The organism is Pseudomonas sp. C8002 (assembly GCF_013385765.1).
Taxonomy (GTDB): domain Bacteria; phylum Pseudomonadota; class Gammaproteobacteria; order Pseudomonadales; family Pseudomonadaceae; genus Aquipseudomonas.
This window is the reverse complement of the sequence record NZ_JACAPJ010000040.1, coordinates 1-13,515: the sequence shown is the minus strand read 5'-3', so window position 1 is coordinate 13,515 and position 13,515 is coordinate 1. Positions and strand designations below refer to the sequence as shown.

The following is a 13,515-nucleotide window of genomic DNA, read 5'->3' as shown; positions in this document are numbered from 1 at the left end:
GGTCTCGAATTAGTTGGAGCATCTATTCGTATAGTCGCGCTCTGTTTCCAACTTTGCAGGGTTCATGCCACTTCCAAGCCTCAATAAACACTGGCCGGCCACTCTTATTAATCGCCACAAGTGCAACACTTTGCTGGTGAAATGTTCGATTCCGGACAATACAAAAACCACCCACAAACACTTATATGCTCAAGCAATAAAAGCATAACGAAAGCCCCGCCCTGCGGGCACAGGACGCAACTGTGCAAATCCCAACAGCCCTCCAACAAAAGTTGCGTATTCGACACTGTCCGCGCCTGCATCCCCGTAAGAAGTCGCAAGTTATCGGCTTATTGTTACTTGGTATGGGTCTTGCTCTATCCATTGCCTGTTGAAACAAATCAGCTCGAGCATTCTCGACTTAAGCAACGAGGTATTCACGCGTGACGGTCAACTTACTCTGCACCCGCAGGACGCCACTGGAGATTGCCCGTGACCTGGCGACCGAGTTCGCGCGCACCGCCGTCGACCGCGACGCCAGCGGCGGTACGCCCAAGGCCGAACGCGACAAACTGCGCAGCAGCGGCCTGTTGTCCCTGAGCATCCCCGGGCAATTCGGCGGGCTGGACGCCAACTGGTCGGAAACCTTCGAGGTGGTGCGCGAATTCGCCCGGGTCGACAGCTCCATCGCCCACGTATTCGGCTTTCATCACCTGATGCTCGCCACCGTCCGGTTATTCGCCACGCCCGCACAATGGCAAACCTGGTTCAGCCTGACGGCCAGCAACAACTGGTTCTGGGGCAACACCCTGAACCCCCTGGACACCCGCACGGTGGTCAAGCGCCACACGGGCTGGCGGGAATTCTCGGGACAGAAGAACTTCTGCTCCGGGGCCAACGACTCGGAAATGCTGATCGCCTCGGCCATCGATGAAAGCGCCGGCGGCAAGTTGCTGATCGCGGCGATTCCCAGCGCCCGCAGCGGGATCATCCTGCACAACGACTGGAACAACATGGGCCAGCGCCAGACCGACAGCGGCAGCGTGACCTTCAAGCGCGTGCGCGTGGAAGAGTCCGACCTGTTGCTGGACCCGGGCCCCCTGAGTACTCCGTTCGCCTGCCTGCGGCCGTTGATTGCGCAACTGCACTTCGCGAATATCTTCCTCGGCATCGCCGAAGGCGCGTTCGAAGAAGCGCGCCAATACACCCTGGAAGAAGCCCGCCCGTGGTTCCGTTCCAGCGCCAGCCACAGCACCCAGGACCCTTACATCCTCAGCCACTACGGCGATTTCTGGGTGGCGCTGCAAAGCACCCGCCTGCTGGTGGAGCGCGCAGGCCAGGTGCTGGACGCGGCATGGGCCAAGGGCTCGGCCCTGACCAGCGAGGAACGCGGCGAAACGGCGATTGCCATCGCCACCGCCAAAGTCGCCGCCAGCCGCAATGGCCTGGAGTTGTGTAGCAAGGTCTTCGAGGTCACCGGCGCACGGGCGACCAACGCCTCGGTGGCCCTCGACAGGCACTGGCGCAACTTGCGCACCCAGAGCCTGCATGACCCGCTGGACTACAAACTTCATGAACTGGGCGAGTGGGCACTGAACGGTACCGCGCCCATCCCGACGTTTTATTCCTGATCTTTTATTCAAAGGGATAACCATGCAACTGCTGACCCTACCGCCCTCGCCCGCCCTTGCCACCTCCATCCGCGCCACCGCGCAGGTGTTTGAAGACCCCAGGTCCAAGGCCTTGCTCAAGCATGTGCAACAAGTCGCGCCGAGCGAAGCCAGCGTGCTGATCATCGGTGAAACCGGCACCGGCAAAGAGTTGGTCGCACGGCATATCCACAACCTCAGTGGCCGCAAGGAGCAGCCATTCGTGGCGGTGAATTGCGGTGCGTTCTCCGAATCACTGGTGGAAGCCGAGCTGTTCGGCCACGAGAAAGGCGCGTTCACCGGTGCCCTCGGTGCCAAGGCCGGCTGGTTTGAAGAAGCCAACGGCGGCACGCTGTTCCTCGATGAAATCGGCGACCTGCCCATGTCGATCCAGGTCAAGCTGCTGCGGGTATTGCAGGAGCGTGAAGTAGTGCGCCTGGGTTCGCGCAAAAGCATTCCGATCAATGTGCGGGTACTGGCGGCGACCAACGTGCAGCTGGAAAAAGCCATCAACGCCGGGCATTTCCGCGAGGACCTGTTCTACCGCCTGAACGTGGTCAACCTGGAACTCAGCCCGCTGCGGGATCGCCCCGGCGATATCCTGCCGCTGGTGCAGTACTTCATCGACACCTACACCCGCCGCCTCGGCTATGGCGAGATCATCTTGAGCAAGGAAGCCGAGCAACGCCTGGCCACCTACAGTTGGCCGGGGAATATCCGCGAGCTGGAAAACGTCATCCACCACACCCTGCTGATCTGCCGCGACGGCGTGATCCAGGCCGATGACCTGCGCATGTCCAACCTGCGTATCGAACGCCAGGAAGACAGCACCACCGCCCATGACCTGCTCGACCAGGCCTTCCAGCGGCTGTTCGAGGAGCAGATAGAAAACCTCCACGAACAGGTGGAACGCAGCCTGCTCACCGCCGCCTACCGGCTGTGCCAGCACAACCAGGTGCACACCGCAGAGTTGCTGGGGCTGAGCCGCAACGTGACCCGCACGTTGCTGATCAACCTCGGTGAGCTGAAGGTCAACAAGCGCCGCCCGCTGGCCGGTGCCAAGGATGACCGGGTGCTGCACCTCTCGATCTGACCTGACTGCGCGGCGTACCCGGTACGCCGCTTGGTCACACCACCGCTTCATCCAGCGCATCGCTGAACTGGCGACTCCACAACCGCGCATATTGCCCGCCCTGGCGCAGCAACTGTTCGTGGCTGCCGTCCTCGATCACCCGGCCATTGTCGAACACCAGGATCCGGTCCAGGTGGGCCACGGTGGACAGCCGATGCGCGACCACCAGCACGGTCTTGTCTTCCATGATTTCGTCGAGCTTGTCCTGGATAAAGCGCTCGGTGATCGAGTCCAGGCTGGAAGTCGCTTCGTCCATCACCAGGATCGGCGCGTTTTTCAGCAACACCCGGGCAATCGCAATGCGCTGGCGCTGGCCGCCGGACAATTTGACCCCACGCTCGCCCACCAGCGATTCGTAGCCGTGTTCCATGCTGTCGATAAATTCACTGGCGCCGGCGCGGTGGATCGCCTCGGCGACCTCGTCCATCGAGGCATCCAGGCGGCCGTAGTGGATATTTTCGCGAATGCTGCGGTGGAACAGGCCGGGCTCCTGGGGAATCAGGCCGATCTGCTGGTGCAGCGAATGCTGGGTCACCTCGCGCACGTCCTTGCCGTCCACCAGCACCTGGCCTTGCTGCACGTCGTAGAGACGCAGGAGCAAGCTCAGCAGGGTCGACTTGCCGGAGCCCGAAGCACCCACCAGGCCGACTTTCTGGCCGGCGGGGATGACGATATTCAGGTGTTCGAAAATCGAACGGTCACCGCCATAGCTGAAGCCGACATCGCGAAACTCGATATCGCCGCGCTTGACCATCAGCGCCTTGGCGCCGGGTTGGTCGATGACTTCATGGGGGCGGATCAGGGTGCGCACACCGTTGGCGATATTGCCGGTGGCTTCGAAGAATTCGAGAAAGCGTCGCGACAGGTTGCCCACGTCACTGATGATCAACAGCGACAAGCTGGTGGACATCACAAACGCCGCAATATCGATGCGGTGACTGCGCCACAAGTACAGGGCGAGCAGCAACAGGCCCAGCTTGAGCACCACGCCACAGCTGGTCTGGAACCAGCGGATGCGCTCCATATAGCCGAGGGAGCGATAAGCCGCCGTCACCTCCTTGTCGAGGAAGGTGCCCAGGTAACTGTGCTCGAAGGCATGCCGCGCAAACAGGCGGATATTGGCCAGGTTGGACACGGCGTCCACCACTTTGCCGGTACTGGTGCTGCGCGCTGCCGAATACTGCTGGGCCAGCGGATGACTGCGCCGTGCGAGCAGGTAACAGATGGCGATGAACACCACCGACCAGCCGGCCATGAACAGCGCCAGCAGCGGCGAAGCGGTCCATAGCAAGGCCGTGGCCAGGCTCAGCGTCACCAGCAGCGGGATCAGGTCGAACAGCAGGATGCTCAGGGTCTGGTTCACCCCAAGGGTCACCTCAGACACCCGGTGCGCCAGGGCGCCGGCGAATTCGTTGCTGATAAAGCGATGGGAATGCTGTTGCAGGTAGGCGAACACCACATGGGTCACCGTACGCCGCTGCAACGGCAACACGTGGATATGGCAGCCCGCCGCCGCGCGGGTAAATAACACCTCGCACACAAGCAGTATGGCGAACAGCGTCAACGGCCAGCGCAGCACCTCGAACGCACGCTCCGCCTCCAGCCCATTGCTGACGGTGCGGGTGATTTGCCCAAGGCCCCAGGGAATCAGGATCGAACACACCACGGCAGCAATCTGCAACAGCAGGATCGCCAGGTACCACCCTTTGAAATGCCCGATGAAATGCCGCACAAACGCCGCCGGGGTCGATGGCAAGTGCTGGACATTCCAGGTGCGAAACAATGAAAAAGACGAGCTCATGGCCAATGACATTCCTGAATGACGCCTGTGGCCGCGCAGCTTTCAGGCAAAAATGGTGAGTGTGATCGTTCCCACGCTCTGCGTGGGAATGCATCCGGTGACGCTCTGCGTCACGATTTTAAGAGCGGACGCAGAGCGTCCAGAGCGGCATTCCCACGCAGAGCGTGGGAACGATCTCAATAGGCAGCAACTGTGCCCCATGAAACAGACAAACATTCCCCTGTGGCGAGGGAGCTTGCTCCCGCTGGAGTGCGAAGCGCTCCCAGGATTTTGGGGCCGCTGCGCAGCCCAGCGGGAGCAAGCTCCCTCGCCACAGGTTCAGCGTCACTTTTGGGATTGGTAGCGAAGTTCCTCCAACTCACGACCGCCCCGAGCAAGGGTGCGGCTTGATTCGGGCTGCGCTATCCATCCTGCATTTTGGTAAAAGCGCACTGCCCGCCGGTTTTCAGCCAGCACCCACAACGTCGCCGTCTCCAGGCCCAGGCTCGCGAGATGCTCCAGCCCCCTGAGCCACAGCGCCCTGCCCACCCCCGTTCCCCAATGCTCGGCCAGCACATACACCGCCTGCACTTCACCGGTTACGCCTGGATCAGCATCCTCATCACGACTCGAGCTGACAACAATCCAGCCCACCACACGCCCCTCGACCTGCGCGACAAACACAGCTTCGCTCCCCTGCTCAATCGACTGCCGCCAAAAGGCTTCACGCCGAGGCTGCGTCGCCTCCAGCGAAGCCAGGTAATCCGCCGGCATCAGTTCACGATAAGCCTGCTGCCAACTGCGAATATGCACCCAGGCAATGTCACCTGCGTCCTCGATACGTGCTGCACGAATCATCCAATTCCCTCTGCGCGTTTTGCATAAATCGCCGAGCCCGCCTGGGGCGACAGCCTGCGATAAACCAGCCCCGACAAGGCACACAGCAATCCGGCACCCGCCATGATCCAGGCGATATCACTCTGCTCGACCGTGGCATGCCCGCGCACGGCCATGATCAAACCGAGCAGCCCCGCCGCGATGCCCACCGATAAACTCAACGTCAACTGAATGGTCATCGCCGACAGGCTGCTGGCGCGGCTGGATTGTTCCGGTGGCACGTCGGCATAGGTCAACGCCCCCAGGGTGCTGAATTGCAGCGAGCGAATGATCCCGCTGCCAAATAACACCAGTATTACAATCCAGTAAGGCGTTGATACCTCGAACAGGCTGCACGCCAGGATGGTTGCACCGGTGAGCACCGCATTGCCGATCAAGGTGCGCCGGAAACCGAAGCGGCTGACAATCCGCACTGCCAGCATTTTCATCAGCAACGCCCCCACGCCACCGGCCACGCTCAGCAGCCCCGCCTGCAACGGGTTAAGCCCGAAACACAGCTGGAACAGCAACACCAGCAAAAACGGCTGTGACGCGCTACCGATGCGCATCAGGTTGCCGCCCCAGAAGCTCACCGCGAAGGTCGGGATTTTCAACAATGAAAAATCGATCAACGGGTACGCCGTCCGCCGTGCATGCAGGACATACAGCCAGGCACTCAACAGCCCGCCGCCAATCAGCAGCAACGCCCACTGGCGCGGCAACAGGCCGTGGCCCAGCACCTCGAAACCGAACACCAGCCCGCCCAATGCCACACCGCTGAGCAACAGGCCGGGAACGTCCAATGGCTGGCCGGGTGTCCCGGAATAGTCCGGGATATAGCGCAGCACCAGGATCACCCCAAGCACGCCGATCGGCAGGTTGATCAGGAAGATCCAGTGCCACGACAGCACCGTCACCAACAGCCCGCCCAACGGTGGGCCCAGCAGCGGCCCCACCAGCGCCGCCACCGTCAGGTACGACATGGCACGCAGCAGGTTTTCCCGCGCCGACCAGCGCAGCAGGATCACCTGCCCCACCGGCACCATCATTGCCCCCGCAGCGCCCTGGGCCAAACGCGCCAGGGACAGTTGCAACAACGAGCCCGAGCAGGCACAGGCCACCGACGCGAGGGTGAAGAGCACGATGGCGCTGATAAACACCCGACGCGGCCCGAACCGGTCGGCCGCCCAGCCGCTGACCGGCACGAACAGCGCCACCGCCAGCAGGTACAGCGACACCACCAGGTTCATGCGCACGCTGGGCTCGCCGAAATCCTGGGCCATCTGCGGCAGCGCCGTGAGCACCGCCGTGGCGTCGATCAATTCCATGAACAGCGCACAGCCGATGATCATCGGCACCCGGCGCGCGTGCCCGGTGCCCACCTCGCCCAAGGGGTGTGAAAGGTCGAGGGCTTTGTTCAAAACAGCCCCGATGTCGGAGGCGGCGTGCCCTTGAGTTGCCAGGCACCCACGGCTGCGGCTTTCCAGTGCCGAGGATTGTGGTTGGCCACGGTGCGCGCGTTGCGCCAGTGCCGGTCCAGGTTATGCGCGCGGCCGGTGGTGGAAGCGCCACCCACGTCGAACACCAGCTCGGCGGCCTTGAGCGCCGACTCCGCCGCGATGTATTGCGCCTGGGCCACGTCCACTGCCGCCTGGTCGACGGCCACCGCATCAAGATCCGCAGCCCAGGCGCGGTCAATGGAGTCCGCCGCGTGCAACACCACCGCTTCGGCGGTAAAGGCCCGGGCCGAGACGTCGCCCACGCTCAGTTCCACGTACGGGTCATCCACCGAGCGCGTGGCGCTGCTGTGCTTGATCGGCCGCGCATGCTCCTTGGCAAAGGTCACCGCATCATTCAGCGCATTACGCGCAATACCGGCCTGCACCGCCGCGAGGAACACTTGCAGGAACGGCGTGACAATCGTGCGCTTGCCTTCCTCGACGGTGCGGGTGCGGATCTCGCTGGCCAACACCTGCACATCATGCAGATGGGTGGTGCCACTGGCGGTCAGGCGCTGGCCCATGGCGTCGAAATCATCCAGCAACTCCAGGCCCTGGCGGTCGCGGGGCAGGATGAACGACACGGGCTGGTCATTCTCGTCCAGGGCCACGGCGCTGACCCAATCGGCATACAACGAACCGGTGCTGTAGTACTTGCTGCCGGAAGCGCGAAAGTGCTCGCCGTCAACCACGATGCGCGCGCTGATGGAACCGTTGGCGCCACCGACTTCCCAACCGGCATTGCCGATCACGGCGCCTTGCAGGTAGCGCCCGAACCAGCGCTCGCGCTCCTCCTCCGCCCCCTCGGCGCGGGACGCCAGCAGGCCTTCGACAAACCCGAAACCGGGGCGCAGCGCCTGGGCCACGTTGGAGTCGGCCGAGGCGATGCGAATCAGCAAGGCAATCACGTCCTTGACCGAACCACCGGCGCCGCCAAACCGCTTGGGAATCCGCACGGTAAACAACCCGGCCTGGGCGATCTGCGCCACGGCCTCATACGGCAGTTGGCGGTCACGCTCACGTTGCGCAGCGCCGGCGGCAATCTGCGGCAGGATGCGGTCGGCGCGGGCGTTCAGTTCGGCCACCGTTACAACCGGCGGCGTAGGTACAGCAGACAACTTGCTCATGGCACTTCCTTGATTCAGGTCTAGATGGCGATTTTCCACAGGCGCGATTCATCAAACAGCCAACCGGGGTTTTCCGGCTCCAGGGCCGGCACCACCAACTGCGTGCCACTGCCGGGCAGGCGTGGCACCGCGCCCAGCAGGCGCCGGGTGTATTCGTGCTGGGGCGATTCAAACAACGTCTCGACGCTGGCGCTTTCCACCACCTGGCCGTGGCGCATCACCAACACTTCGTCGCTGACGTGGCGAATCACCCCGAGGTCGTGGGAGATAAACAGGTAGGCCAGGCCCAGCGAGGCTTGCAGGTCGGCCAGCAGATCCAGGACCTGGGCCTGCACCGACACGTCCAGCGCCGACACCGGCTCGTCGCAGATAATCACTTTGGGGTTGCTGGCAATCGCCCGGGCAATCGCCACGCGCTGGCGCTGCCCGCCCGACAGTTGCAACGGTCGGCGCGCGGCCAATTGCGGCGCCAGGCGTACCTGGTCGAGCAACTGTGTCACGCGGGCCGCCTGTTGCTCGGCGTCGATACCGGCAACGTCCAGCGCATCACTGAGGATCTGCCCCACCGTCCAGCGCGGGTCGAACGAACTCAGCGGGTCCTGATAGATCACGCTGATATCCCGGCGATGCACACGGCGGGTCTTTTCCTCGACCCGCTCGGTACCTGCCGCGGCCCATGGCTGGTCGAGAAAACGCACCTCACCGGCATCCGGTTGCAGCAAGCCGAGGGCGATGCGTGCCACGGTGGTTTTGCCGGAGCCGGATTCACCGACGATGCCCAGGGTGCGACCGGCGCGCAGCTCGAAGCTGACGTTATCCACCACCTGGCGCGACTGTTGATCGGGGCCGACATACCGCTTGCCCAGCCCGGAGGCCTTGAGCAACACCGGCGAATCCGCGCCCGGCCGTGGTTGCGCCACAGCGTTGCTGCGCTCCGGCGACAGGCGTGTGCCACGGGCATGTTCGGCGGGCACCGCATCCAGCAGCGAGCGGGTGTAGGCGTGGCGCGGGTTGAGCAGCACCTGATCCATCGGCCCCTGCTCCACCACTTCGCCGTGGCGCAGCACCAGCACCTCATCCGCCAATTGCGCGACCACTGCCAGGTCATGGCTGATGATCAGCAGCGAATCGCCACGGGCCTTGATCTGCTGCAATACCTGCAGGATCTGCGCCTGCACCGTGGCATCCAGCGCCGTGGTCGGTTCATCGGCAATCACCAGGCCGGGGTTCAATGCCAGTGCGCTGGCAATCAGCGCACGCTGGCGCAGGCCGCCGGAGAGTTGATCGGGGCGCTGGCGCGCACGCAGTTGCGGTTCGGGTACGCCCACCAGTTCCAGCAGTTCAATGACGCGTTCGCCACGGCTGCGACGGTCGCCCCAGCGATGGGTCTCCAGCACTTCGAGAATTTCCTTGCCCACCGGCCGCAACGGGTCGAGGGACACCAGTGCATCCTGCAACACGAAGCCGATGCCATTGCCACGCAAACGACGCCAGCCGCGTTCCGACAGGCTGAGCAAATCCACACCGTCATAGCTCAAGGTGCGCGCCGTAACCTTCGCGCCCGCACCCGCCAGGCCGATCAGGCTGCGGGCGGTGACGCTTTTACCGGAGCCGGATTCGCCCACCAGCGCCAGGGTCTTGCCAGGCTCCAGGGTGAAAGACAGATTGCGCACCACCGACTGCCCGGCAAACTCGATGGACAGCCCTTCAACGATCAAGCGTTTCTGGTCGCTCATGAAAGACGGCCCTCCAGGCGTTGTTGCAGGTAACGGCCAGTGACCGTGGTCGACAGCGTGGTCAATACGATGAACAGCCCGGGGAAGAACGTCAGCCACCAGGCGTTGGCGATGAAGTCGCGGCCCATGGACAACATGGTCCCCCACTCCGGTGCCGGCGGACGGGCGCCCAGGCCGAGAAAACTCAGGGCCGAGGCCCAGACAATCGCCTGGCCCACGCCCATGGTCAGGGTCACGATCAATGGGCGCATGGCGTTCGGCAGCAACTGGCGCAGGATGATGCGCAGCGGCGGATGCCCGAGGGCCCGGGCGGCTTCGATATAGCCCGCGTTGCGCACCGCCAGCACCTGGCCACGGACCATCCGCGCATAACCCGGTGCACTGCCCAGCCCGGTGGCGACGATCAGCGGGCCGATGCCGCTGCCGAAAATCGCCACGAACAACAGCGCCAGGATCAGGCTCGGAAACGCAAACAGCACTTCCAGCAACCAACCCACGCCGCGGTCCACCCGCGCGCCGCCCAGCCCGCCCAACAGGCCAAGCACAATGGCGATGGTCATCGCAATCGCCGTGGCTGCCAGGCCGATGAACAACGACTGGCGGGTGCCATGGATCACCCGCGAAAAAATATCCCGCCCCGACTGATCGGTGCCGAACCAGTGGCTCAGGCTCGGCGAATGAAACGCATCGCGGGGCACGATGGCCAGCGGGTCGCTGTAGGCGAACAACTGCGGCACCAGCGCCGCGACGATCACCAGCAACAGAAAGGTAATCGCCAACAGCGGGCCGAGGCGCAGCGTGCGAGTGGTGCGCTGAATCCGCAGTGCGGGCAGCGGTGTTTCCAGGGTCAGGCCACTCATGCTGGAAGTTCCTGTTGGCGAGGGTCGACCCATAGGTACAACAGGTCGATCAGGATATTGGCGAGCACGTAGCCGGCGGCGACCACCAGGCTGATGCCGATGGTCAGCGGCAGGTCCTGGGCCTGCACCGCCTGGTACAACTGGCGGCCGAGGCCCTTGCGGGAAAAAATCACTTCGATCACCACGGCACCGCTGATCAGCGCGCCGATGGCCCAGCCCGACAGCGAGATGCCCGGCAACACGGCGTGGCGCAACGCGTGTTTGAAGCGCACGTTGAAGTCACTCAGGCCACGGGTGCGGGCGGTCAGGATGAAGGGTTGGTCGAGGGTCAAATCCAGGGATTCGCGGGTGACCTGGGCGATAAACCCGGCCAGCGGAATCGCCAGGGCGAACGACGGCAACACCAGGGTGCGCCAGCCATCACTGCCTGCCGGCGGGAACAGCCGCAGGCCGAACGCAAACACCGCCAGCAGCAGAATCCCCAGCCAGAAGTGCGGCAACGCGGCGGCCAGGGTTTCCGCGAGCGAGGCCAGGCTGGCCACCCAGCGGCGGCGCCCGGCGGTCAGCACCGTCAGCGCCAGCACCAGGACCCAGGCCAGGGCGAGGGACGTCAGGGTCAGCTCCAGGGTCGGCCAGGATTGCTCGGCGAGCACTCGGGTCACCGGCAGGTGCTGGGAATAGGAAACCCCCAGGTCACCCTGCACCAGTCGCCCGAGGTACAACGCGTATTGCACCGCCAATGGTTTGTCGAGGCCGTACTCGCGGGTGGCTTCGGCGATGGTCTCGGGGGTGGGGTTGCCGCTCGGGCCGCCGAGGATCGCCTGCACCGGATCGCCGGGCATCAGGCGCAAGGCAAAGAACGTCAGCGTGGCCACCGCCCAGAGCACCAGCACGCCGCCGGCAAGGCGCCACAGCGCGCGTTTGCCGAGCCGGGCCAGGCGCTCGCGCCGTGGGTTGGCAAGTGATGTGTCGCTCATTTGTTCACCCATGCGTCATAGAGATAAGTCACCGCCAGCGACGGCTCCAGCCGCACGCCCTGGGTGGTCTTGTAGATACCCAGCCGCGTGCTTTGCGGGTAGGTGGTCAATTGCAGGTACTGGCTGGAAGCGATTTTCTGCGCCTGGTAATACAGCGCCCGGCGCTGCTCGCTGTCCTGGGTGGTGAGGGCTTGCCGGATCAGCGTGTCGAACGCCGGATCACTGAAGCCTGCGGTGTTCTGGTGGTAACCACCGACACCCGCCGGGCTGATGAACTCACTGCCGAAGATGATCCGCAGCACGTCGGCGGTGTTGGTGTTCCAGTAGCCGAGGCGAATGTCGTAGTCCCAGTCGGCCTGGCGTTTGGTGGCCTGCACGTCACTCATCTGGTCGACGATCAGCTCGAAGCCGACCTGCCGGGTGGTGGCCTGCACCTGTTCCCACAAGGTGTATTCCGACGGTGGCGTGCGGTTGCCCATCACCACGTGAACTTGCAGGCGCTTGCCGTCCTTGGTGCGGTAGCCCTCGCTGTCGCGCTGGGTCCAGCCGGACTGGTCGAGTAACTGAGCAGCCCGGGCCGGGTCGTAATCCTGGGCGTGCTGGAACTCCGGGCTGTAAAAGCGCGTGGCAGGGCTCAGCGGCCCGCCGGCGCGGGGGAATTCGTTGAAGTACACGCTCTTCAACGCGCCCTCGATGTCGGAGCTGCGCACGAAGGCTTCGCGCACTCGCACGTCATCGAACGGCGCACGGGTAATGTTCAGCGTGCCGTTGGTGGGGTTGCCGGGGCGTTGGGCGATCACCAGGGTCAGGTCCGGGTTGCGTCGAGCGGCCTCGTGGGATTCGGGCGGCAACGCTTCGATCACGTCGACCTCGCCAGCCTGCAACGAGGCGAAGCGCACGGAAGGTTCCTGGATGAACTTCCAGACGATCCGGTCGAGCCAGGCCGGGCCCTGGTGCTTGGCGGTGGGTGGCGCCCAGTTGTAGTCGGGGTTGCGCACCAGCTCGACCTGGCTTTGCCGGTCCCAGCGCACGACCTTGAACGGGCCGCTGCCGACCGGGCTTTCGCAGTTCACATCGCGCGAGCGCAGCAATGCCGTGGGGGACTCGATGCCGAGGAAGCCTTGGGCGAGGACTTCAAGAAAGGCCGCGTACGGCGTGGCCAGGTGCACCACTGCGGTGTATTCGTCGAGCACGTCGGTGCTGCGGTATTGGCGGATGTAGCCGCCTGCGGTGCTGGACTGGGTCTTGGGGTTGGCCATGTGGTCGAGGTTGGCCTTGACCGCCGCGGCGTTGAACGGGGTGCCGTCGGTGAAGTGCACGTCGTTGCGCAGGTGGAAGGTGTAGGTCAGGCCGTCGGGGGAGACTTCCCAGGTCTTGGCGAGCCAGGGGCCGATGCGGCCGTCGGCGTCCATCGAGACCAGGGAGTCGAGGTACTGCTGGGCGACGAACACCTGGGGCATGTCGCCGGCCACGTGGGGGTCGAGGCAGGTGGGTTCGCGGTCGGTGGCGTAGACCAGGGTGCCGCCCTTTACCGGCTGGTCACTGCGGGTGACGGTTGAGCTGCCTTGGCCACAGCCCAGGAGCAGGCCGCAGAGTGTGGCGGTGCCGATAAGGAGCAACGGGCTGGATCGTCGCGGGTAAGGGGCGGGTTCTTGCATGATGGGTCAGGCCTAAAGTCCGGGAACTGGGTCATTGCACAAGGCATGCCGGGTTTTTGGGCCTGTAAACAGGGGGGATTGGAGGGTTGGGGGATTGCTGAAAACGACAATGTGTGTGGGAAGTGTTGGTCAGGCAACAGCTCGGCCTTGGGGGGCGTGAGGTTTGAGTACATCCGTTGCTGCGGTAACGGCCGCTATTGGTTCCGCTCTTACAGCGGCTCACTTTTGAACAGCGCAAAAGT

At 63.9% G+C, this 13,515-nt stretch carries 10 protein-coding genes; 2 read left to right on the top strand and 8 right to left on the bottom strand.

Going from position 1 to position 13,515, the window contains the following annotated elements; translation table 11 throughout:
- Positions 1-422 precede the first annotated feature (422 nt).
- Both HX814_RS29670 and HX814_RS29665 read left to right on the top strand, forming a co-directional pair.
- Positions 423-1,610 (top strand): acyl-CoA dehydrogenase family protein, encoded by a 1,188-nt coding sequence (locus tag HX814_RS29670; RefSeq protein ID WP_003219870.1) that lies wholly within the window; start codon positions 423-425, stop codon positions 1,608-1,610.
- A 22-nt stretch (positions 1,611-1,632) separates the two neighbouring features.
- Positions 1,633-2,721 (top strand): sigma-54-dependent Fis family transcriptional regulator, encoded by a 1,089-nt coding sequence (locus tag HX814_RS29665; RefSeq protein ID WP_003219869.1) that lies wholly within the window; start codon positions 1,633-1,635, stop codon positions 2,719-2,721.
- Between the two features lie 34 nt (positions 2,722-2,755).
- Here the strand turns inward: HX814_RS29665 and HX814_RS29660 are convergent, their stop codons facing one another.
- From HX814_RS29660 to HX814_RS29625, 8 genes are all read right to left on the bottom strand, one after another.
- The gene (locus HX814_RS29660; protein WP_177009897.1) at positions 2,756-4,561 is read right to left on the bottom strand and encodes an ABC transporter ATP-binding protein; all 1,806 of its coding nucleotides are present in this window, start codon (positions 4,559-4,561) and stop codon (positions 2,756-2,758) included.
- Positions 4,562-4,885: 324 nt separating this feature from the next.
- Entirely contained in the window at positions 4,886-5,398 is a 513-nt protein-coding gene (locus HX814_RS29655; protein WP_134326161.1) for a GNAT family N-acetyltransferase, read from the bottom strand.
- On the bottom strand, positions 5,395-6,837 hold the full coding sequence (locus HX814_RS29650) for an MFS transporter (protein ID WP_087694965.1): 1,443 nt from the start codon (positions 6,835-6,837) through the stop codon (positions 5,395-5,397). The genes HX814_RS29655 and HX814_RS29650 overlap by 4 nt, the downstream gene beginning before the upstream one ends.
- The gene (locus HX814_RS29645; protein ID WP_177009896.1) at positions 6,834-8,042 is read right to left on the bottom strand and encodes an acyl-CoA dehydrogenase family protein; all 1,209 of its coding nucleotides are present in this window, start codon (positions 8,040-8,042) and stop codon (positions 6,834-6,836) included. The genes HX814_RS29650 and HX814_RS29645 overlap by 4 nt, the downstream gene beginning before the upstream one ends.
- 20 nt (positions 8,043-8,062) lie before the next feature.
- A complete protein-coding gene (locus HX814_RS29640) occupies positions 8,063-9,778 on the bottom strand; it encodes an ABC transporter ATP-binding protein (RefSeq protein ID WP_177009895.1) in 1,716 nt (571 codons plus the stop codon).
- The gene (locus HX814_RS29635) at positions 9,775-10,638 is read right to left on the bottom strand and encodes an ABC transporter permease (RefSeq protein WP_087694968.1); all 864 of its coding nucleotides are present in this window, start codon (positions 10,636-10,638) and stop codon (positions 9,775-9,777) included. Before HX814_RS29635 ends, HX814_RS29640 begins: the two co-directional genes overlap by 4 nt.
- On the bottom strand, positions 10,635-11,615 hold the full coding sequence (locus HX814_RS29630; protein WP_177009894.1) for an ABC transporter permease: 981 nt from the start codon (positions 11,613-11,615) through the stop codon (positions 10,635-10,637). The genes HX814_RS29635 and HX814_RS29630 overlap by 4 nt, the downstream gene beginning before the upstream one ends.
- Entirely contained in the window at positions 11,612-13,273 is a 1,662-nt protein-coding gene (locus HX814_RS29625) for an ABC transporter substrate-binding protein (protein WP_023659005.1), read from the bottom strand. Before HX814_RS29625 ends, HX814_RS29630 begins: the two co-directional genes overlap by 4 nt.
- Positions 13,274-13,515 lie beyond the last annotated feature (242 nt).

Excerpts from the sequence above, each read along its gene's own strand:
- HX814_RS29630 (WP_177009894.1), bottom strand. The coding sequence starts at position 11,615 with ATGAGCGACACATCACTTGCCAACCCACGGCGCGAGCGCCTGGCCCGG.
- HX814_RS29640 (WP_177009895.1), bottom strand. The coding sequence starts at position 9,778 with ATGAGCGACCAGAAACGCTTGATCGTTGAAGGGCTGTCCATCGAGTTT.
- HX814_RS29635 (WP_087694968.1), bottom strand. The coding sequence starts at position 10,638 with ATGAGTGGCCTGACCCTGGAAACACCGCTGCCCGCACTGCGGATTCAG.
- HX814_RS29645 (WP_177009896.1), bottom strand. The coding sequence starts at position 8,042 with ATGAGCAAGTTGTCTGCTGTACCTACGCCGCCGGTTGTAACGGTGGCC.
- HX814_RS29625 (WP_023659005.1), bottom strand. The coding sequence starts at position 13,273 with ATGCAAGAACCCGCCCCTTACCCGCGACGATCCAGCCCGTTGCTCCTT.
- HX814_RS29660 (WP_177009897.1), bottom strand. The coding sequence starts at position 4,561 with ATGAGCTCGTCTTTTTCATTGTTTCGCACCTGGAATGTCCAGCACTTG.
- HX814_RS29655 (WP_134326161.1), bottom strand. The coding sequence starts at position 5,398 with ATGATTCGTGCAGCACGTATCGAGGACGCAGGTGACATTGCCTGGGTG.
- HX814_RS29665 (WP_003219869.1), top strand. The coding sequence starts at position 1,633 with ATGCAACTGCTGACCCTACCGCCCTCGCCCGCCCTTGCCACCTCCATC.